Genomic DNA, 19,358 nt, shown 5'->3' on the forward strand with positions numbered 1-19,358 from the left:
GGAAACTTGAATATAAAAAATAAATAAAATGAATAAATCTATACGTTTTTTATCAATCTTAATAGTAGTATTCGTAGCTGTTTTATTTACCAATACCATAGGAAAATCGAACGAACCTATTATTAAAAATGTAGCTGAAAGTTATGAAGTTAAAGCTTTAAAGTTACCAGAAAACTTAAATTTAGCGGGAGAACGTGTTCCTATTGAAAAACCTGATATCAGAGAACGAATGGATAGAGAGCTGTTGGTGAATACTTATTGGCAATCTAATGGACTGTTACTCATAAAACGGGCACACAAATACTTTCCAATTATAGAGCCTTTATTAAAAAAACACGGACTACCAGATGATTTTAAGTTTTTAGCCCTAGCTGAGAGTGGGTTTATTGATGAAACATCAAATGTAGGCGCTGCTGGAATGTGGCACTTTATGAAACAAACAGGTAAAGAGTTTGGCTTAGAAATTAATAGTAATGTAGATGAGCGCTACAATATTGAAAAATCGACTAAAGTAGCTGCTGAATACTTAACAAAATCAAAAGAACGTTTTGGTTCTTGGACTCTTGCCGCTGCTGCATACAACGCTGGTAACTATGGCGTATCTAAAAGATTAGAAACTCAAGGAGTAACGAGCTATTATGATGCTTTATTACCAGATGAAACTGAACGCTATGTTTTTAGGATCTTAGCTTTGAAAGAAATCATTTCTAATCCTGAAAAATATGGTTTTATTTTCGATCAAGAAGATTTATACACACTACCTAAAACATATACCGTAAAAGTAGATACCGCCATTAGTAATATTGCTTTATTTGCCAAAAAGTTTGGAACAACTTACAAAAATTTGAAGCTACATAATTCATGGTTACGAGAAAACAAACTAAATAACAGGAGTAGAAAATTATACGAAATTAAAATACCTGCTAACTAAACATGAAAAAAGTACTTCCTTTTATATATTTATTCATAGGTATATTTATTTTAATTAATACATTTTCTATCTTTTTTCAAAAAAGAGAAGTGTATCGACTTTTATTCAGCTTTACAACCGAAAACCAATATGTTTTCTTGCTCTTTAGAGTATTATTTGCTTCTTGGTTTATAGTAGATGGTGTAAAAAGATTAAAACGAAATACTGTTGAAAAATAAATTGTAAAGTACAAAAAACAACAAAGCCTATCAATTTTTGATAGGCTTTGCTCATTAAAAAATTAACTCGTAATATATTATATTATAATACTCGTACGTTTACCGCGTTTAATCCTTTTTTTCCATTTTGTAATTCGAATTCAACTTCATCGTTTTCACGAACTTCGTCGATTAATCCTGAAACATGTACAAAATGTTCTGTGTTTGATCCTTCTTCTGTAATAAATCCAAATCCTTTTGATTCGTTGAAGAATTTTACTATACCTTTATTCATTATAAAAAATTATGCGTTGCTTACTTAAGTGTCTGCAACATTTATTGTTTTGCAAATGTAATGCCAAATTATTTAATAATAGATAAAATATTTATTTTCTTTAATTTAAATTAAAAAAAAAGCTTATTCCTAAAACGGAATAAGCTTTTTTCTTTATTATTATTTTTATTTACTGAAAATCTGTATTTAACTTAATATAATCTAAAAATTCTCGTTTAGTTTCTTTGTTTTTAAACGCTCCACCAAACTCAGCTGTTACTGTACTGCTTTCAATGTCTTTAATTCCTCGTGAGTTAACACATAAATGTTTTGCATCAATAACACAAGCTACATCTTTGGTTCCTAATGCTTCTTGCATTGCTTGCACCACTTGCATTGTTAAACGTTCTTGTACTTGTGGACGCTTAGCATAATACTCTACAATACGATTCATTTTTGACAAACCAATTACCTTACCATTTGAAATGTAAGCCACATGTGCTCTACCAATTATTGGCAATAAGTGATGTTCACATGTTGAATACACAATAATGTTTTTTTCAACTAACATTTCACCATACTTATATGTATTATCAAATGTAGATGCTACTGGTTTGTTTTTTGGGTTTAATCCCATAAACAATTCATTTACGAAAGCTTTTGCTACTCTTTTAGGAGTTCCTTGCATGCTATCGTCAGTTAAATCCATTCCTAACGTTTCAAGAATCTCTTTAACGCTTTTTTGAATTTTTTCTATTTTTTTGGTATCAGAAATATCGAAAGCATCTGCTCGCAGAGGTGTTTTTGCTGATGTACCAATATGGTTCTCTCCTATTTCGTCTAATCTATCGTCATTCATTTTGTTGCTGTTCACTTCAAACATTTCTATCTAAAATTAGTAGGGCGCAAATTTACAACATTGTTGGTAATTTACTACACTTTATTTATCAATTCATCTAAAGAACAAGTGGTTTGCTCTCCAGTTGACATATCTTTAACAACAAGTGTACCGTTTTCTACAGTGGTTACCACAAACTCAATTTCTCTATTGGTTGCATATTTCCACTGCTTTTTTTGTTGGTTATTACTTGTTGCTGTATCTGGATACATTTCTGTTTTTATATTGTTACTACGTAACTTTTTTATCATTTTTACTTTATCTAAACTCTCATTTTCATTAAAGTTTAAAAATAAAACTTTAGGTTTTGGTAATGCCAGGGCTTCAAATAAGCCTAATTCTTCCATCACCAAGTAAATTCTATCCAACCCAAAAGAAATCCCTACTCCTGAAACATCTTTTAAACCAAAAATCCCTGTCAAATCGTCATAACGACCTCCTCCTCCAATAGAACCCATTTTTACACCTTCTGGGGCTGCTACTTCATAAATTGCTCCTGTATAGTAATTTAATCCACGAGCTAGAGTTACATCTAATTCTAGGGTTGCGGAATCTAATCCTATATTTTCTACTCTAGTAACTACAGTTCTTAAATCTGCTACTCCTTGTAACCCTTCTTCCGACCCTTGTAACATAGCCTCTAAAGAAGCTAACTTATCTTGATTACTTCCAGAAAAATTAAATAACGGATCAACTTTTTCAATGGCTTCAGCAGAAATTCCTTTCTCCAACATCTCCTTAACCACACCGTCTTTTCCTATTTTATCTAACTTGTCTAAAGCTACTGTGAAATCAATCAACTTGTCTGATGCTCCAATTACCTCAGCTATTCCTGATAGAATTTTTCTGTTGTTGATTTTGATAATCGTTCCTTTTAATCCTAACTTACTAAAAACAGTATCGTATAATTGTACAAATTCAACTTCTTGCCATAAAGAAGTGCTTCCTACCACATCGGCATCGCATTGATAAAACTCGCGAAAACGTCCTTTTTGTGGTTTGTCTGCTCTCCAAACTGGTTGAATTTGATAACGTTTAAACGGAAAGGTAATTTCGTTTTGGTGTTGTACCACGTAACGTGCAAATGGCACAGTTAAATCATAACGAAGTGCTTTTTCAGAAATTTTAGTTGTTACTTTTTGACTATCCTTAATCGCTAATAAACTTTCGTCTACTTTCTTTAAATAATCACCAGAATTTAGAATTTTAAAAATCAAACGATCTCCTTCTTCTCCATATTTTCCCATTAATGTAGAAGAGTTTTCAAAACTTGGTGTTTCAATAGGTTGAAACCCGAAATTTTCAAACGAATGTTTAATCGTATTAAAAATATAGTTTCTCTTTGCTACTTCAGTTGATGAAAAATCTCTTGTTCCTTTTGGGATTCCTGGTTTCATTTTACAAGTTTTTAGTCGTTAGTTCTTAGTAGTTCGTTACACTAAGCACTAAAGTATATTTATAATTATGAATTAATTGTTAATTCGTAATTTGATTTGCGTTTTAGCCTGCAAATATCCGAAAAATATGAAGAATAATGTTATTTGATTACTGCTTTATTTTCATGCTTTAACCTATAAATAGTTGCATTTAACTCAAATCCTAAGAGTAAAATAATAGCATTTAACCAAACAAACAACATTAAAATTAACAAGGTACCTATAGAACCGTATAGCTGATTGTATTGGGCAAACTTTACTACATAAATTCCAAATAAATAAAAGGTAAACATCGATACTACTGTTGTTAAAATCGCTCCAGCTGAAAAGAATTTCACTTCTTTTCCTTGTTTAGTTCCATACCTAAAAAGTAGTGATACGATGGTAAATATCATCACTAAAAAAAGAAAACCCCTTCCGTAATAAAACAAATCTAAGTCTCCTGTGTTTAACCATCCAAACTTATGAATTCTTGCCAATGCTATTTGATAAAATATAATTAATGTTACTGTTACAATTAAGAAGAAAGACATTAATAATGATACTGCTAAAGAGATAACGTAGGCTCTTAATACATTTCTTACTTCGGTTACATGATATGAGTATTCAAACCCTCCAAAAATAGCATTTACACCATTGGTCATTAAAAAAATGGAAGCTAAAAAACCAAATGATAATAAACCTCCATACTGATTGTTTATAATATCTTTAATAACAAAATCGACTGCTTCAAAGGTTTTAGGGGGTAATGCTTCTTGCATTAATGAGAGTAACCCGTCTTGAAACCCTTCTATCGGGATATATGGGATTAGTGTTAAAATAAATAGTAAAAAAGGGAAAATTGCCATAAAAAAACTAAAAGCAATACCTCCCGCTCTTGTTGTTAATGCTCCTTTTACTATACCTATTACATACATTTCAAGTACGTCGTATAAAGACATACCTTCTAAACCAGGAATTTTTATCTTTTTACCAAAAGCTACGAACCAATTAACCACTGGAATTTTCTCTAGGTTTTCTTCTATATGTTTAGTCATACGTTTTTAGTTACAAAGTGTTTCTAGTTTTAGAGATTCTAAGTTACAAAGTGTTTTTAGCTACAAAGTGTCTTTGGTTTCTGAGGTTCAAAGCTGCAAAGTCTTATTAGTTGTAAGGCTTTCATCGTTTTTCTTTCAGCTTTCTTATTAAACTTAACAGCGTTCTTTTTATCTCTCTTAATTCCTCATAAAGTCTGTCAAAAGATTCTTTTGAAAGTTACTTCAATAATTCTAAACCATTTACTCCACCACAATATTATATTTATACAACAATCCTACAATATTTTCATTAGAAAATTTTGCTTTTTTAACCCTATTATTTTCAGGATTGATAGTAAAATGAGTAGCTGTTCTTAAATCTGTTTTTTCTAAATTAGTTTGATCAAAAATCGCTCCTTTTAAATTACAGTTTTTAAAAATGCTTTTTTGTATATCTGCTTCCATAAAATCTACTTCTTGTAAATTACAATTTACAAATTTTGTTCCCGGAATTTTTAATTGATAGAAAGAAGATACATTTAGTTGACAGTTATGAAAACTCATTGCTAAGAGAAAGTTGTTGCATTCATTAAATTTTACGCCAATTATCTTACAATTTTCAAAAACACAGTCTTTAAATGAGGTATGGTTTACCACTGTATTGCTAAAGTTACAATCGATAAACTCACATTCTAAAAATTCAATATTTGAAGCGTGTACGTTCTCGAAATTACAATTCTTGAACGTACAGCTGTCATATTCTCCTTTGTTGATTTTTGTTAATTTAAAATCAACTTTTGTATATGTTTCGTTATCAAAGAAATCATTCATTTATTGCAATCCTCTCGCTTTTAACATTGGTTCAGCTTGTGGGTCACGACCTGCAAAAGCTTTATACATTTCTGCATAATCCATGGTATTTCCTTTCGATAAGATTTGCTCTCTAAATTTCTGACCGTTTTCTCTTGTTAACAAGCCATTATTTTTAAACCAATCGTACGCATCATGACTCAACATTTCTGTCCATAAATACGAGTAATATCCCGCAGAATATCCTCCGCTAAAAATATGAGCAAAATATGTTGAACGGTACCTTGGTGGTATTTGAGCTACTTTTAAATTCATCTTTTTTAATGCTTCATTTTCAAAACTTGCTACATCTTCTATTTTAGTATCAGCAGTAATGGTATGCCATTGCATATCTAAATTAGAAGAGCATAAGTTTTCTATAATAGAGTACCCTTGGTTAAAGGTTCCAGCATCTTTAATTTTTTGTAATAACTCATCAGGAATTACCTCTTCTGTTTCATAATGTAACGCATAGTTATTTAACACTTCTGGGTGCGTTGCCCAGTTTTCATTAAATTGTGATGGAAATTCTACAAAGTCTCTTGCTGTACTTGTTCCTGAAATTGATGCATATTGTTGGTTTCCAAATAAACCATGTAGTGCATGCCCAAACTCATGGAAAGTTGTTTCTACATTATCAAAACTGATTAATGCAGGCTCTCCTTCTGCTGGTTTAGGGTAGTTACATACATTAAAAATTACTGGTTTTTGATTGCGTAATTTTGATTGCTTTACAAAAGAACTCATCCAAGCTCCTCCTCTTTTACTATCTCTTGCAAAAAAGTCTCCATAAAACAACCCTAATTTACTCCCATCTTCTTCAAAAATCTCATAAACCACTACATCTGGATGATAGGTTGGAATATCAGTGCGTTTTTTAAACGTAATTCCATATAGTTTGGTTGCTGCATAAAAAACTCCTTTTTCTAATACATTCGTTAATTCAAAATACGGTTTAACCTCCTCTTCATTTAGGTTATATTTTGATTTACGTACTTTCTCTGCAAAGTGATTCCAATCATACGGTTCTAAATCAAAATTGTTTCCTTCTTTATTAATTTCTGCCTGAATTTCTTTGGTTTCTGCAGCTGCTTTTTCTAATGAACCAGGAATTAATCCGTTGAACATTTCAAAAACCTTATCTGGTGTAGAAGCCATGGTACCTTGCAAGCTCCAACTAGCATAATTATCAAACCCTAATATTTGTGCTTTTTTCAATCGTAAAAGCGCCATTTTTTTCACTAAATCACTTGTATTATAATCACCAGCATCTGTTCTATGAATAGATTTTTCGAACAATTCTTTACGAACCTCTCTATTTTCTAACGTTTGCAGTAACGGTTGTTGCGTCGTATTAATTAGTTGGATTTCATACTTTCCGTCTTTTTCTAAACTTTTGATTTTATCCTCAGAAAGTCCTGCTAACTTTTCTTTATCGGTAATGGTTAATCCACCTTTTTTACTAGCATCTAGTAATTTCTTCCCAAAATCATTCGATAAGCTTGCTAATTCTGCATTAATTTCCTTTAATTCGGTTTTCTTTTCTTCAGACAAATTAGCTCCAGCTTTTACAAAGTTTTTGTAATATTCTTTTACTAAGTGTTTCGACTCAGCATCTAAACCTAAATTTTCTAAATCGTTGTGTACCTTATTTATTCTTTCAAACAACTTCGTGTTTAATAAAATCTCATCGTTATGTTTAGAAAACTTTGGTGCTAATTCTTTTTGATTTTCTTTCAGCACGTCGTTTGTATGTGCTCCAGTTAATGCATAAAAAACTGCTGTTACATTGTCTAATATTTTACTACTTTCTTCTAAAGCTAGTATGGTATTTTCAAAGGTAGCAGCTTCTTTATTCGCTACAATCTTAACTATCTCTTCATTTTGAACTTTCATACCTTCTAAAATTGCAGGCATAAAGTGTTCGTTCTTTATCTTAGTAAAGTCTGGTGCTCCGTAATCTACGGTACTCTGAACTAGCAACGGGTTTTCTTTCATATTGATATGGGTCTCGCTTTCTTTTTTAGCTTGTTCTGTTTTACACGCCATAGTCACTACTAAGGTGGCTATAACTAATAATTGTTTTTTCATGAGTTTTGGTCTTTATTATTCTAACAGAGTGAAATATAATATCTACAAAAGATTACTTCGTTTCACTCTTAATGACTATTTAAATTAATCAACAGCTTTTAAGCTTAAGTCCATATTATATACTGAATGTGTTAAAGCTCCAGAGGAGATAAAATCAACCCCGCACTCTGCATACTCTCTAATGGTTTTTTCGTTAATTCCTCCAGAAGATTCTGTTAAGCATGTGTCTCCAATCATTTCAACTGCTTTGCGGGTATCTTCATAATTAAAATTATCTATTAAAATTCTGTATACACCCTCATTTTGTAAAATCTCTTCAATTTCTTCTAAACTACGAGCTTCAACAATAATTTTAATATCTAGTTTTTTTTCCGCTAGGTATTTCTTAGTCTTGGTTATTGCTTGTGTAATTCCACCAGCAAAATCAATATGATTGTCTTTTATCATTACCATATCGTACAAAGCAAATCGGTGGTTTTCTCCTCCTCCTATTTTTACTGCCCATTTTTCTAAAGCACGAATTCCGGGTGTTGTTTTTCGTGTATCTAATACTTTGGTTTTTGTTCCTTCTAATAAGTTGGCAAAAAACTTTGTTTTGGTTGCTATTGCACTCATACGTTGCATGGCATTTAACACCAAGCGTTCTGCCATAAGTATCGATTGCGATTTTCCTGAAACATAAAACACAACATCTCCATACTTTACTTCTTCCCCATCGTTAATTAACGTTTCTACTTCTAAACTTGGATCGACATAAACAAACACCATTTTTGCAAATTCTACCCCTGCAATAACTCCTTCGTCTTTTACCAATAATTTTGCTTTACCAGTAGCATCATTAGGAATACACGATAATGATGTGTGATCTCCATCTCCAATATCTTCTCGAATAGCATTTGCTATAATTAAATCTAACTCTTTATTAAATTGTTGTTTTGAAATCATAGTATTGAATTGTTGACGTAAAAATACAATTATTTTTAGTTCTCTGTTTTGAGTTTTTTGCTTATTATTTTGGTGATTTTCACTCTTTCTTTACTAACAAAATTCTAAACTTATACTAATTTAACAAATAGAAAAGCCATTACTAATAACACGACGTTCCTAATTAAAATACTTGCTTTTACGGATTTTTTTAAAAACATGGTCTTTGATTTTTTATATTGTGCTATCAAAATACTAACAGATTTAAAAATACAAAAATCATAGAGAAAAGAATACTTTTTCTTCGCTTACAACTACTTTTATACTATGGCAATAAACTACCCATTTGGTCTTCCGTTAAAACATAATTTTGTTGAATTTGTGCATTACAACGGATTATTTCTTCCACATGAAACAGAAAGAATTCTTAGTTTATGGGATGACAATCAAAAAATTAAAGCAACGCTGAGTGGAGCGGATACTTATGATGATGAACTTCGGAAAAGCGATGTGATGTTTATTGACAATACTCCTGAAAATGAATGGGTATACAACCGATTGGCTGGTTTGGCTATTCAATGTAATAATGAACGGTATTGGTTTGATTTATTGGGGTTTCATAATTGTTTACAATTGGCTAGCTATACGGAAGGTGATTTTTTTGATTGGCATTTGGATTTTGGAGCGGGTGAAATTTCTGATAGAAAGTTGAGTATTTCCATGCAATTATCTGACCCTGATGAATATGAAGGTGGGGATTTACAGTTTATGCTGAATCAAAAAATTGTAAATGCTCCTAGAGAGAAAGGTACCATCATCGTTTTTCCTTCTTTTATGATGCATCGTGTAACCCCTATTACTAAAGGAGTTCGTAAATCTATTGTTGGTTGGGTTGCAGGCCCTCCGTATAGGTAGGTTGTTAAGGGGCTTATGGGGTTCTGTAAGAATGTATACGCGCTTTGTATTAGGTTCGCAGTAATTGTATAATTAATTAACAAACAACAGTAACTCGTTAATAACTTTACCTTATATAAAACATTGATTTTATTATATTTGATAGCGTATAAAAATTGCTACACTTTATGATATCACATGTATTTGTCGAGATAAAAGAAGTAAAGTTTGGTATATGACGAGTTGTACACAATACCTGAAATGAAAATCGCTACTAAAATATTAATACTTTTTCTGAGTTTGAATTTGCTTTCTTGCAAAGGTTCAGCGTAAGAAACTGAAACAAGAAAACCTATTCCGAAGTTTGACTTCTCAACTATTGAAAAGACAACAAATTCAATGCACAGATTCTATAAGTACAAAAACATCAATAAACTTATACTTTATTCAAACAGAGGTATACAGTATTGCAGCAATGTTTACACACAAATACTTAAAAGAAATAAAATTGGAATAAGCATGACAGAAAAAAATCATTGCTGCGAAAATGCAATTAATTTATACATAAAAATTAGATTACATTTATCTTTAGACTATAAAACACCTAATATGGTATATTTAAAAACAGCGTAAAATTAATTTTAACTTGTAGCCATATTTCAAAGACACTTAAGATAATTCGTATATAAATTCATAAACCTGTCATATTTCGAAAACTATTGTCACTAAATAAGTAGAGATTAATAATGAAAGATAAAAAAACCGATGACAGAAACATTTGAACAGCTACTTGAGAATAATAAAGAGAAAATTTATAGAATTTGTAAAATTTACGCAGTTTCTCCTTTAGAACCTCAAGACCTTTTCCAAGAGGTAATTTTTGCAATTTGGAAATCTCTTTCAACTTTTAAAGGTAATTCGAGTGTTGACACTTGGATTTACAGAATTACACTAAATGTCTGTCTTCGCTCAAAACAAAAATCAGAGAAAACTTATAACAAGACACTTCAATTAGAATCTATTCAATTTACTCCTGTTGAAATGCCTATTGAGAATGAACAACAAGAAAAGTATAATGCTTTAACTTCTTGCATCTCAAAACTAAACAATGAAAATAAATCAATTATTATCCTTTATTTAGAAAAATTGAAGTATAAAGAAATTGCTGAAATAACCGGATTAACAGAAAATCATATTGCTGTAAAAATGAAAAGGATTAAAAAAATCCTGTTGGATTGTATAACAAATAAAATATAATACTATGTGGAATAATGAACAAAAAAATATTTGGCACGACATCAAAGATGCTTGGAATGACCAGCCTCAATCCGAAAAAATTAATATTCAAGTATCACAGCTCTTAGATGAATTTAAAAGTAAGGCTAGTCAATTTGAGAAAGATTCAATCAATAAGGATTTAGCTTTTATAACTTCTTCCACAACTAAATTTGAAAAAGATTCAATTAAAAGAGACCTAGCTTTTATAACTACTTCAGTAACGAAATTTGAAAAAAAATCAGTAAAAAGCGGATTAAATTTCATTTCTAATTTTTTAGAGAAAGTTATATCTAAACTCAAGAAAAATAAATAAAACTACTGAACAATAAACGTATATAAAAAAAACAGCAATTTAATCGCCTAAACAAAAGAAAATTAATAAATTAAGATCATTGTAAAACTGAAAATTTAGTGCTTAAAATGCACTACTTTTCATATACAAACCATAAAAACATAAAAACATAAAATGGTAAATATGAAATATTTCAAATATCACTGCATATTATTAGGTCTTTTGGTCAGTTTAGGTTCATGTAAAGTTAAACAGGAAAAAATATATGATGTAGAAGAACTCATTCAATCCAATGAATTACAACGTTTAGCACACATGGAAAATAATGCTCAACTTTTGGTAGATCAAATTGCAGATACAATGATAAGTATCTCTGATGGCCAAATACAAAAAATATCTAATCAGGACATTAAAAAGAGATTTAGCAACTATTTCACTAATGTTCAGTATACTTCTTGGGATGATGTCCAGAATCCGATTATTCATCTTTCTGAAGATGGTTATACTGCCTCTTTATATGTTCAAAAATTAATTGATATTCAGCATCGGGGTCAAAAAGGAAGTTTTGGAGAACATGAATATACACTCTTTGCTTGGAATGCAAACTACAGGAAAGTTAATGAACAATGGAAAATCATAGGAAATACATCTACTAGGCAGAAACTGAGTGAAGAAGAGGCATTCGAACTTCCGATAAATTTAAGTGAAAAATATGCTTCAATCAATGAAGTTGATTTGATACCGGAAGGAGTTGCATATGATCATATTTCAAAAACAGTATTCCTCTCCAGTACGTATAAACAGAAAATCATAGCTATTAATTCAGATGGTTCTTATTATGACTTTAAGACGGAACAAGAGGACGGGTTATGGAGCACGGTGGGAATGGAAGTAGACGAAAAGAATAAACGCCTTTGGGTGATATCTTTTAATGGTGGAGAAGCTTTACCTATGAAGTATCCAGAACCTAAAACAGAATGGACTGCTAAACTATATGTATATCAATTACCTGAAGGAAATCTCCTAAACATATTTGAGCCCGAAATTGAAGGTCGTTATGGGTTTAATGACCTATGTATTGATAACAATGGCGGTGTATATGTTAGTGAATCTTTAAATAACAAAATATACTACTTAAACCCTAATTCTAAATCTTTTGAGAGCTTAGCTATTAAGGATTCTTTATTTGTTTTTCCTAATGGAGTAACAATATCAGATGATCAAAATTATTTATATATCGCAACCCAAAATGGAATCATGCAGTATAACTTAAACAATAAGACTTATTCGTTTCTGAAAAAATCATCAGGAATAGTAGATATAAGAATAGATGGTTTGGCCTACTATAAAGGAACTCTTATTGGGAATCAACCCTTTCGCAATAGAATTTTAGAGTTTTCATTAGACGAAAAGAATCAAATTATTAAACACCAAAGAATATTAGAAGCTAACAATCCACATTTTAATCAACCAGCAACAGGAGAAATAGCAGCCGGATATTTTATTTATCTGGCAAATGCTCAAATGCGAAGTGGTTTTGAAAATGGGGTAATAAAAAAATTGAATCAATTAGACACAATCAAGCTATTAAAAGTAAAGCTGCATTCTCGTTAGTTTTTAAAGGTCAATAAGTTAATTTGCAAATAAATTGCCCCAGATTATGTACAGAAAATAAAACTATTAGATATTAATTCAACAATGAAGTAGATTTACAATAATCAAAAGTATTACGATGCACAACAAAGAACTGAGCTAAAAAACAAATGAATTCTTCATCAAATCTGGCATTAACAATAATTATTTGTCGAATTTAGAGGTGTCCTAAAAAAAAAGAAGCCTACAACACGTTAAACACAAACCGTGAAATGAGTTGGATAATAGGAACTATAGTGATAATAGTACTTGGAAATTCAATTTTTTACATAAAACTTACTTTTTAATACTGAAAACCTATCTCTTTAAGGGTTTATAAAACATTCGTAATTTTGTCGTATGAAAATAAAACTACTCGCCATAGGTAAAACTGATAATAAACAGTTACAACAATTAATTGACGAATACCAAAACCGCTTAAAACATTACGTAAAATTTGAGCTGAAAATTATTCCTGATATTAAAAATGTTAAAAACTTGAGCGAGGGGCAACAAAAAGAAAAAGAAGGTGATTTAATCTTAGCTGAGCTTCAACCTACAGATCAGTTAGTTTTATTGGATGATAAAGGAAAACAACATACTTCTGTAGAGTTTTCAAAATATTTACAGAAGAAAATGAACTCCGGCATTAAACAACTGGTATTGGTTATTGGTGGTCCTTATGGTTTTTCTGATGCTGTATACAATAAAGCACAAGGAAAGTTATCTTTATCTAAAATGACTTTTTCACATCAAATGATTCGTTTGTTTATTGTTGAGCAAATTTATCGTGGGTTTACCATTTTACGTAATGAACCTTACCACCATGAATAACCATAATAATCTCTCTGCAATCATACAAATTAACACACCGTATTTCTTCTTTCTAAAAAAACTTCCCAAAAAGTTGTTTTTTTATACTAATAACCTGTAATTTTGCGCCCCAAAAAATTAAATCTTAATACCCTAATATTAAAATGAAAACACTAAAATTCTTAGCTGCTTTAACCCTTTTTACAGCTTTTGTACACACACAACAAATAGTTGCACAAGATGATATTAAAGAATTAAAGATTCAAGTAAAAAATAAAGAAAATCAAATTAATGCTAATGAAGAAATTCTAGTAAGTGGCGTTACCGCTTTAAAACGTGTAAAAACAAATTTTGAGCGCTTTAAAAAAAATAAAAAAGCTACAAAACAAGAAATAGAGAGAAAAGAGAAAATTGTTGCAAATATGCAACAAAGACTTACTAAATTAAACGCACAAGTTGATAACCAAAAGAAAGATTTAAACATCCTTGAAAGGAAATTAGCTAGAAAACTTAAAAAAGAAGAGGCTAAGGAAGAAGATGTAAAAGAAGAAGGTAAAGCTGCTACTGCAAGCAATGGTTTGGTTGTATATGAAGATAATATAAGTGATGAGCAGAAAGAGGTTCTTTTACAAAAACAAAAGCTTGAAGAGGCTCGAAAAAAGTTAGACGAAGAACGTAAAGCTAGAGAGCTTGCTTACTTAAAAGAGCAAGAAGCTTTGCGTTTAGAGGAAGAAAAACTGAAACAATTAAGCAACCAAATTAAAGCTAAAGAGAAGAATATTAGTAAAGAGAAAAACACTTTAATTAGTGACCTTGAAGACGATATTAGTATTAATGAAGAAATTTTAATAAGCGGTAAAGAAGGCTTAGCTAAAATGAAGTCTAAACTAGAAAAAGCAAAAAAAGACGCTACTACTTCTAAAGAAAGTATTGAAAGAAAACAAGTTATTATTGATAAAATTGAAAATCGCTTGCTAAAAATTGAAAATGAGATAGACGTTAAAAAACAAGAATTAGCAAAAATTAAAGGATAAAAAAAAGAGGCAATTAAGCCTCTTTTTTTATTAAGTTATTTATTTTCTTGCCAACTTATAAACTATTATTATTTCAATTATTATAGTAGGTATTAACAAGAATAGCCCTAAACTAGCTAAAACAATTGTAGCTAGTAAAGCTCCTGTTATTATTTCTAAAACGCCACATACTTGCACTAAAGTTCCCAACTTACTCTTTAACTGCAATAAGCCAATACCAAAAATTATTTGAATTACTCCAAAAACAAGTAACTCCGCTACAAGAGATACTCCAATAGTCTCTTTACTAAAACTTATTAAAAATATATCATAGAACTCAAACAACACATAAACTAACATAAAGACATAAACCACTACCTCTAATAATTTATGAGCATAAATTTTGGCTATTCTTAAAAACCCCATAAAGAATAATACAAAAGCTACAGAAGAAACAACTTTAATGCTAACATATATCAACACATTAAAGTTAGATTCATTCTTTGTAAACTGATATACATCTGCAATGGTTTCAACAAAACCAAAAACAAAATAAATGATTCCAAAAAACCAAGCTAAGTTTAGTTTCTTCTTATCTTGATTTGTAAGTACTAGCTCTTTTGTAAATTCATCTAAATCAATAGTTGCATCTAATGCCTGTAATATTGTCTTTATAGTAAAACTTCTAGGCATCGTTTCTCCTGCCTCTATGCGTTGTATGGTACGTACATTAATATTGCATTTTTCAACAAGCTCTTCTTGAGTTAAACCTTTTTGTTTTCTCAATTCAAGAATCCTTTTTCCTAAATCTGGTTGTTTCATGATAAGTAAATTTTTATTTTTCATACAATATTACTTTTGATTGCTAATTTGAAAAAAGATTTTAATTGTTTTAACCCCGACATTTACACGACATCTCTTTATTTGCAATACTTTCAGAGACTATCTTACTTTTACAAAAAAGAAAAACAACCACAAAGATGATAAAAATTGAATACATTTGCTTTTGTAAATTTTTCAATACATGAAACTGGTTTTTGCTACTAATAACCTAAACAAACTTACTGAAGTTCAAAAAATGCTTCCTAACTCTATTGAACTGTTATCTTTAAAAGATATTAACTGTTTTGATGAGATTGAGGAAACTGCAACTACTTTAGAAGGAAACGCTAAAATTAAAGCGAATTATATTACTAAAAAATTTGGGTATAATTGTTTTGCTGACGATACTGGTTTAGAAGTTATCGCTTTAAACGGAGGGCCTGGTGTATATTCTGCTCGTTATGCTGGTGAACCTGCTAATGCAGAAAATAATATGCAAAAACTGTTAACTGAGTTAAATAATAAACCTAACAGAGATGCTCAGTTTAGAACTTCAATTTGTTTAAATTTAGATGGAAACCAATTTTTATTTGACGGAATTTGTAAAGGAAGTATTTTAATATCTAAACACGGTGAAAAAGGTTTTGGATACGATCCTATTTTCCAGCCTGAAGGGTATAATAAATCATTTGCAGAAATGACACCTGAAGAAAAAAACAAAATAAGTCATAGAGGATTAGCTATTCAGCAGTTAGTAGCATTTTTAAAATCAATTAGTTAATTGAATTTATCAAAAACATACACCGCTCATTTTTTATTGTTATCGATTTTACTAATCGTTTTTTTACTACTAAACATTAGTCTAGGTTCAGTATCAATTCCTTTAAAAGAAATATTTAACTCCTTACTTGGCAATACTGTTGCCAAAGACAGTTGGGAAACTATCATTATCAACTACCGTTTACCCAAGTCAATTACTGCAATATTGGTAGGCTCTGGATTATCAATAAGTGGTTTATTAATGCAAACATTATTCAGAAACCCACTTGCGGGTCCTTTTGTACTAGGAATATCTTCTGGGGCAAGCCTTGGGGTAGCATTACTTATTTTAGGCTCAGGTGTTTTTGGTGGTTTTTTCTTAGTAGCAATTTATTCAAATTGGGCACTAGCTATCGCTGCAAGTGCAGGATCTTTCTTAGTATTATCAGCTGTTATAATTGCTGCTAATAAAGTTCGTAATACGATGTCTATTTTAATTATTGGATTAATGTTTGGTTCCTTAACATCAGCAGTTATTAGTGTTTTAGCTTTTTTTAGTGAAGCTGAACAAATACAACAATATTTATTTTGGAGCTTTGGAAGTCTTGGAAACCTAACTTGGGCTGAACTTTCGGTTTTTGGAGTTATTTACCTTGTAGGAATTCTTGGAACTTTTTCTGTTATAAAACCTTTAAACAGCTTTTTATTAGGTGAAAACTATGCAAAAAGCCTTGGTATCAACATTAAAAAAAGTAGAAATATTATTTTATTAATTACAAGTATTCTTACAGGAGTAATTACTGCTTTTTCAGGTCCTATTGCTTTTGTCGGACTGGCTGTTCCACATATCTCAAAAATGATTTTTTCTACTTCAAATCATAAAATATTATTACCTGCGGTAGCTTTAATAGGAGCCATCATTTTGTTGATTTGTGATAGTATAGCACAATTACCAACAAGTGAATTTACGTTACCTATTAACGCTATAACTTCATTATTTGGAGCACCTGTAGTTATTTGGCTGCTCGTAAGAAAAAAGAAAATATACGTATAGAGTCAGAATTACAAAACATTATAAATCAATAAATATCAAGCAACAACAAAAACATATCGTCTTACAAACAGAAAGCCTTTCTATAGGATATCAATCAAAAAAGGAACAAACTATTATTGCTTCCAATATTGATTTAGCTATTGAAAAAGGAAAATTTGTTGCATTGTTAGGTAAAAACGGAATAGGAAAGTCAACTTTACTACGTACTATTTCTAAAGTTCAAAAGCCTTTAAAAGGTGCTGTAAAAATTAATCAAAAAGAACTTTCAGCTTTCACAAATCAAGAACTATCTACTACACTGAGTTTAGTATTAACAGAACGTTTACCTTTAAGCCAATTAACCGTTTTTGAATTGGTAGCTTTAGGACGTCAACCCTACACTAACTGGATTGACAAACTTACACAAGATCATTTAAAAAAGATTCTTTGGGCAATTGAACAAACAGAAATTACACATTTAAAAAATAAACGTTTTTATGAATTAAGTGATGGTCAATTACAACGTGTACTTATTGCTCGTGCTTTAGCTCAAGATACTGAAATCATCATTTTAGACGAACCTACTGCACACCTAGATATACACCACACATTTAAAGTATTTTCTTTGTTAAAGAAACTTGTAAAGAACACAGGAAAAACTATTATTATTTCTACTCATGAAGTAAATCTAGCTATTCAATTAGCTGATGAATTCATACTACTTTCTGAAAAGCAATTATACACTGGTACTTCACAAGAATTAATTGCTCAAAATGCTTTTGAAGAACTTTTTCCTAAAGAATTAATAAGTTTTAACAAAACATTAGAACAATTCGTTATTAAGAAAAATTAAATTTGAGCAATAACAACATTTTGTTACTTTTGAAGTTAATCAAACTAAACAAACCTTAATTATTGATGAAAAAATTACTTTATATAGCTAGTGCAGTTGCACTGGTAGCATGTGGCTCAAGTAAAGAAACTGCAAATACAGATAATGATGCAACGACAGACCAGGCTGCAAAATATGCAAAAACCATTACCGCAAAAGATTTAGGTAAACATTTATTTATCTATGCATCAGATGAATTTGAAGGAAGAGACACTGGAGAATCTGGACAAAAAAAAGCGGTAAAGTATTTAAAAGATTTTTATGTTAGTCAAGGAATTACTTCTCCTTTAGGTGGTGATGATTACTTTCAAGAAGTACCTTCTGAGTACTTAAGTGACAATCGTAGAGGAATAACTTTAAAAGATTCTGAAAACGTAGTTGCTTTTATTAAAGGAACAGAAAAACCAGAAGAAGTAGTCGTTATTTCTGCACACTTGGACCACGAAGGAGTTAAAAATGGAAAAATTTATAATGGTGCAGATGATGATGGATCAGGTACTGTAGCTATTTTAGAAATTGCTGAAGCTTTTAAACAAGCTACTGATGCTGGTAAAGGTCCTAAGCGTTCTATTCTATTCTTACATGTTACTGGTGAAGAAAAAGGTTTATTAGGCTCTAAGTATTATACCGAAAATCCTATTTTCCCATTAGCAAATACTGTTACCAACTTAAATATTGACATGATTGGTAGAGTTGACGACCGCCACAAAGGAAACCCAAATTATGTATATTTAATTGGTTCTGATAAATTAAGTACTGAATTACACAACATCTCTGAAGCGATGAATAAAAAATATTCAAACATCGATTTAGATTATAAATACAACGATGATAACGACCCTAACCGTTTTTATTATCGTTCAGACCACTATAATTTTGCGAAGCACAACATTCCTGTTATTTTTTATTTTAACGGAACACATGCCGATTATCACCGACCAACTGACACTCCTGACAAAATCAATTATGAAATGTTAGAAAATAGAGCTCGTTTGGTTTTCCATACTGCTTGGGAAGTTGCGAATCGTGAGAATCGTGTTGTAGTTGATAAAGCCGTAGAATAAGGTTTAAATCACAGCAAATAAAAAGCTCATCTAATTAGATGAGCTTTTTATTTGCTTTATATGTCCCGTCCTGAAATAAGTTGACACAAAATCGACTTATTATGAGTAAAGGAGTAAACAAGTGGGTTAAGCGCACCCAACGCGATTACAATTTAGGCTTTAAATTAGCCTTAGTAGCCGAGGTAGAAAAAGGCAACTACACCTATAAGCAGGTACAAAAAGTCTATGGTATTCAAGGTAGGAGTACTGT

At 30.7% G+C, this 19,358-nt stretch carries 20 protein-coding genes and 1 pseudogene; 13 read left to right on the forward strand and 8 right to left on the reverse strand.

What is annotated here, in order from left to right:
* Positions 1-28: 28 nt before the first annotated feature.
* Both ACKTSW_RS05625 and ACKTSW_RS05630 read left to right on the forward strand, forming a co-directional pair.
* Positions 29-931, forward strand: a complete 903-nt coding sequence (locus tag ACKTSW_RS05625) for a lytic transglycosylase domain-containing protein (protein ID WP_408024301.1) — start codon at positions 29-31, stop codon at positions 929-931.
* A 2-nt stretch (positions 932-933) separates the two neighbouring features.
* Positions 934-1,149 (forward strand): hypothetical protein, encoded by a 216-nt coding sequence (locus ACKTSW_RS05630; protein WP_408024302.1) that lies wholly within the window; start codon positions 934-936, stop codon positions 1,147-1,149.
* A gap of 82 nt (positions 1,150-1,231) precedes the next feature.
* On the opposite strand, the gene ACKTSW_RS05635 is transcribed toward ACKTSW_RS05630, so the two are convergent.
* From ACKTSW_RS05635 to nadC, 7 genes are all read right to left on the reverse strand, one after another.
* Entirely contained in the window at positions 1,232-1,423 is a 192-nt protein-coding gene (locus tag ACKTSW_RS05635; RefSeq protein ID WP_408024303.1) for a cold-shock protein, read from the reverse strand.
* Between the two features lie 169 nt (positions 1,424-1,592).
* Positions 1,593-2,261: a GTP cyclohydrolase I FolE gene (gene folE, locus ACKTSW_RS05640; RefSeq protein ID WP_408024304.1), complete on the reverse strand. Its 669-nt coding sequence runs from the start codon at positions 2,259-2,261 to the stop codon at positions 1,593-1,595.
* Positions 2,262-2,335: 74 nt separating this feature from the next.
* Positions 2,336-3,697 (reverse strand): histidine--tRNA ligase, encoded by a 1,362-nt coding sequence (gene hisS, locus ACKTSW_RS05645; RefSeq protein ID WP_408024305.1) that lies wholly within the window; start codon positions 3,695-3,697, stop codon positions 2,336-2,338.
* 140 nt (positions 3,698-3,837) lie between these two features.
* Positions 3,838-4,773: a YihY/virulence factor BrkB family protein gene (locus ACKTSW_RS05650; RefSeq protein ID WP_408024306.1), complete on the reverse strand. Its 936-nt coding sequence runs from the start codon at positions 4,771-4,773 to the stop codon at positions 3,838-3,840.
* Between the two features lie 240 nt (positions 4,774-5,013).
* Positions 5,014-5,583, reverse strand: coding sequence for a pentapeptide repeat-containing protein (locus ACKTSW_RS05655; RefSeq protein WP_408024307.1), 570 nt, complete (start codon positions 5,581-5,583; stop codon positions 5,014-5,016).
* A complete protein-coding gene (locus ACKTSW_RS05660; RefSeq protein WP_408024308.1) occupies positions 5,584-7,692 on the reverse strand; it encodes a M3 family metallopeptidase in 2,109 nt (702 codons plus the stop codon).
* Positions 7,693-7,776: 84 nt separating this feature from the next.
* Positions 7,777-8,637, reverse strand: coding sequence for a carboxylating nicotinate-nucleotide diphosphorylase (nadC, locus tag ACKTSW_RS05665; protein ID WP_408024309.1), 861 nt, complete (start codon positions 8,635-8,637; stop codon positions 7,777-7,779).
* Between the two features lie 306 nt (positions 8,638-8,943).
* On the opposite strand from nadC, the gene ACKTSW_RS05670 reads away from it, so the two are divergent.
* The 6 genes from ACKTSW_RS05670 (at position 8,944) to ACKTSW_RS05695 (ending at position 14,559) form a co-directional block, all read left to right on the forward strand.
* Positions 8,944-9,531 (forward strand): 2OG-Fe(II) oxygenase, encoded by a 588-nt coding sequence (locus ACKTSW_RS05670; protein WP_408024310.1) that lies wholly within the window; start codon positions 8,944-8,946, stop codon positions 9,529-9,531.
* Between the two features lie 744 nt (positions 9,532-10,275).
* Entirely contained in the window at positions 10,276-10,767 is a 492-nt protein-coding gene (locus tag ACKTSW_RS05675) for a sigma-70 family RNA polymerase sigma factor (RefSeq protein ID WP_408024311.1), read from the forward strand.
* 4 nt (positions 10,768-10,771) lie between these two features.
* Complete coding sequence (locus ACKTSW_RS05680; RefSeq protein WP_408024312.1) at positions 10,772-11,101, forward strand: hypothetical protein; 330 nt, start codon at positions 10,772-10,774, stop codon at positions 11,099-11,101.
* Between the two features lie 162 nt (positions 11,102-11,263).
* The gene (locus ACKTSW_RS05685; RefSeq protein WP_408024313.1) at positions 11,264-12,694 is read left to right on the forward strand and encodes an SMP-30/gluconolactonase/LRE family protein; all 1,431 of its coding nucleotides are present in this window, start codon (positions 11,264-11,266) and stop codon (positions 12,692-12,694) included.
* Positions 12,695-13,072: 378 nt separating this feature from the next.
* A complete protein-coding gene (rlmH, locus tag ACKTSW_RS05690; RefSeq protein WP_408024314.1) occupies positions 13,073-13,546 on the forward strand; it encodes a 23S rRNA (pseudouridine(1915)-N(3))-methyltransferase RlmH in 474 nt (157 codons plus the stop codon).
* A 143-nt stretch (positions 13,547-13,689) separates the two neighbouring features.
* The gene (locus tag ACKTSW_RS05695; protein ID WP_408024315.1) at positions 13,690-14,559 is read left to right on the forward strand and encodes a coiled-coil domain-containing protein; all 870 of its coding nucleotides are present in this window, start codon (positions 13,690-13,692) and stop codon (positions 14,557-14,559) included.
* Positions 14,560-14,598: 39 nt separating this feature from the next.
* Here ACKTSW_RS05695 and ACKTSW_RS05700 read toward each other — a convergent pair whose 3' ends face one another.
* The gene (locus tag ACKTSW_RS05700) at positions 14,599-15,360 is read right to left on the reverse strand and encodes a helix-turn-helix domain-containing protein (RefSeq protein ID WP_408024316.1); all 762 of its coding nucleotides are present in this window, start codon (positions 15,358-15,360) and stop codon (positions 14,599-14,601) included.
* Positions 15,361-15,562: 202 nt separating this feature from the next.
* On the opposite strand from ACKTSW_RS05700, the gene ACKTSW_RS05705 reads away from it, so the two are divergent.
* The 5 genes and pseudogenes from ACKTSW_RS05705 to ACKTSW_RS05725 form a co-directional block, all read left to right on the forward strand.
* Positions 15,563-16,141, forward strand: coding sequence for a non-canonical purine NTP diphosphatase (locus ACKTSW_RS05705; RefSeq protein WP_408024317.1), 579 nt, complete (start codon positions 15,563-15,565; stop codon positions 16,139-16,141).
* Positions 16,142-17,173 carry a FecCD family ABC transporter permease gene (locus tag ACKTSW_RS05710; protein WP_408024318.1) on the forward strand — a complete coding sequence of 344 codons (1,032 nt, stop codon included), beginning with the start codon at positions 16,142-16,144 and terminating at the stop codon, positions 17,171-17,173.
* Between the two features lie 127 nt (positions 17,174-17,300).
* On the forward strand, positions 17,301-18,005 hold the full coding sequence (locus ACKTSW_RS05715) for an ABC transporter ATP-binding protein (RefSeq protein ID WP_408024321.1): 705 nt from the start codon (positions 17,301-17,303) through the stop codon (positions 18,003-18,005).
* Positions 18,006-18,070: 65 nt separating this feature from the next.
* Complete coding sequence (locus ACKTSW_RS05720) at positions 18,071-19,108, forward strand: M28 family metallopeptidase (protein WP_408024319.1); 1,038 nt, start codon at positions 18,071-18,073, stop codon at positions 19,106-19,108.
* A gap of 101 nt (positions 19,109-19,209) precedes the next feature.
* Positions 19,210-19,358 (forward strand): annotated as a pseudogene (locus ACKTSW_RS05725) (IS3 family transposase); the annotation flags it as partial.

Source organism: Tenacibaculum sediminilitoris, from assembly GCF_964513795.1.
GTDB classification, from domain to species: domain Bacteria; phylum Bacteroidota; class Bacteroidia; order Flavobacteriales; family Flavobacteriaceae; genus Polaribacter; species Polaribacter sediminilitoris.

Bases quoted from the DNA above. Each gene is read 5' to 3' on its own strand.
- ACKTSW_RS05660 (WP_408024308.1), bottom strand. From the start codon at position 7,692: ATGAAAAAACAATTATTAGTTATAGCCACCTTAGTAGTGACTATGGCG.
- ACKTSW_RS05675 (WP_408024311.1), top strand. From the start codon at position 10,276: ATGACAGAAACATTTGAACAGCTACTTGAGAATAATAAAGAGAAAATT.
- ACKTSW_RS05650 (WP_408024306.1), bottom strand. From the start codon at position 4,773: ATGACTAAACATATAGAAGAAAACCTAGAGAAAATTCCAGTGGTTAAT.
- ACKTSW_RS05720 (WP_408024319.1), top strand. From the start codon at position 18,071: ATGAAAAAATTACTTTATATAGCTAGTGCAGTTGCACTGGTAGCATGT.
- ACKTSW_RS05705 (WP_408024317.1), top strand. From the start codon at position 15,563: ATGAAACTGGTTTTTGCTACTAATAACCTAAACAAACTTACTGAAGTT.
- ACKTSW_RS05670 (WP_408024310.1), top strand. From the start codon at position 8,944: ATGGCAATAAACTACCCATTTGGTCTTCCGTTAAAACATAATTTTGTT.
- ACKTSW_RS05680 (WP_408024312.1), top strand. From the start codon at position 10,772: ATGTGGAATAATGAACAAAAAAATATTTGGCACGACATCAAAGATGCT.
- ACKTSW_RS05655 (WP_408024307.1), bottom strand. From the start codon at position 5,583: ATGAATGATTTCTTTGATAACGAAACATATACAAAAGTTGATTTTAAA.
- folE (WP_408024304.1), bottom strand. From the start codon at position 2,261: ATGAATGACGATAGATTAGACGAAATAGGAGAGAACCATATTGGTACA.
- rlmH (WP_408024314.1), top strand. From the start codon at position 13,073: ATGAAAATAAAACTACTCGCCATAGGTAAAACTGATAATAAACAGTTA.
- ACKTSW_RS05635 (WP_408024303.1), bottom strand. From the start codon at position 1,423: ATGAATAAAGGTATAGTAAAATTCTTCAACGAATCAAAAGGATTTGGA.
- ACKTSW_RS05695 (WP_408024315.1), top strand. From the start codon at position 13,690: ATGAAAACACTAAAATTCTTAGCTGCTTTAACCCTTTTTACAGCTTTT.
- hisS (WP_408024305.1), bottom strand. From the start codon at position 3,697: ATGAAACCAGGAATCCCAAAAGGAACAAGAGATTTTTCATCAACTGAA.
- ACKTSW_RS05685 (WP_408024313.1), top strand. From the start codon at position 11,264: ATGAAATATTTCAAATATCACTGCATATTATTAGGTCTTTTGGTCAGT.
- ACKTSW_RS05625 (WP_408024301.1), top strand. From the start codon at position 29: ATGAATAAATCTATACGTTTTTTATCAATCTTAATAGTAGTATTCGTA.
- ACKTSW_RS05700 (WP_408024316.1), bottom strand. From the start codon at position 15,360: ATGAAACAACCAGATTTAGGAAAAAGGATTCTTGAATTGAGAAAACAA.
- ACKTSW_RS05630 (WP_408024302.1), top strand. From the start codon at position 934: ATGAAAAAAGTACTTCCTTTTATATATTTATTCATAGGTATATTTATT.
- nadC (WP_408024309.1), bottom strand. From the start codon at position 8,637: ATGATTTCAAAACAACAATTTAATAAAGAGTTAGATTTAATTATAGCA.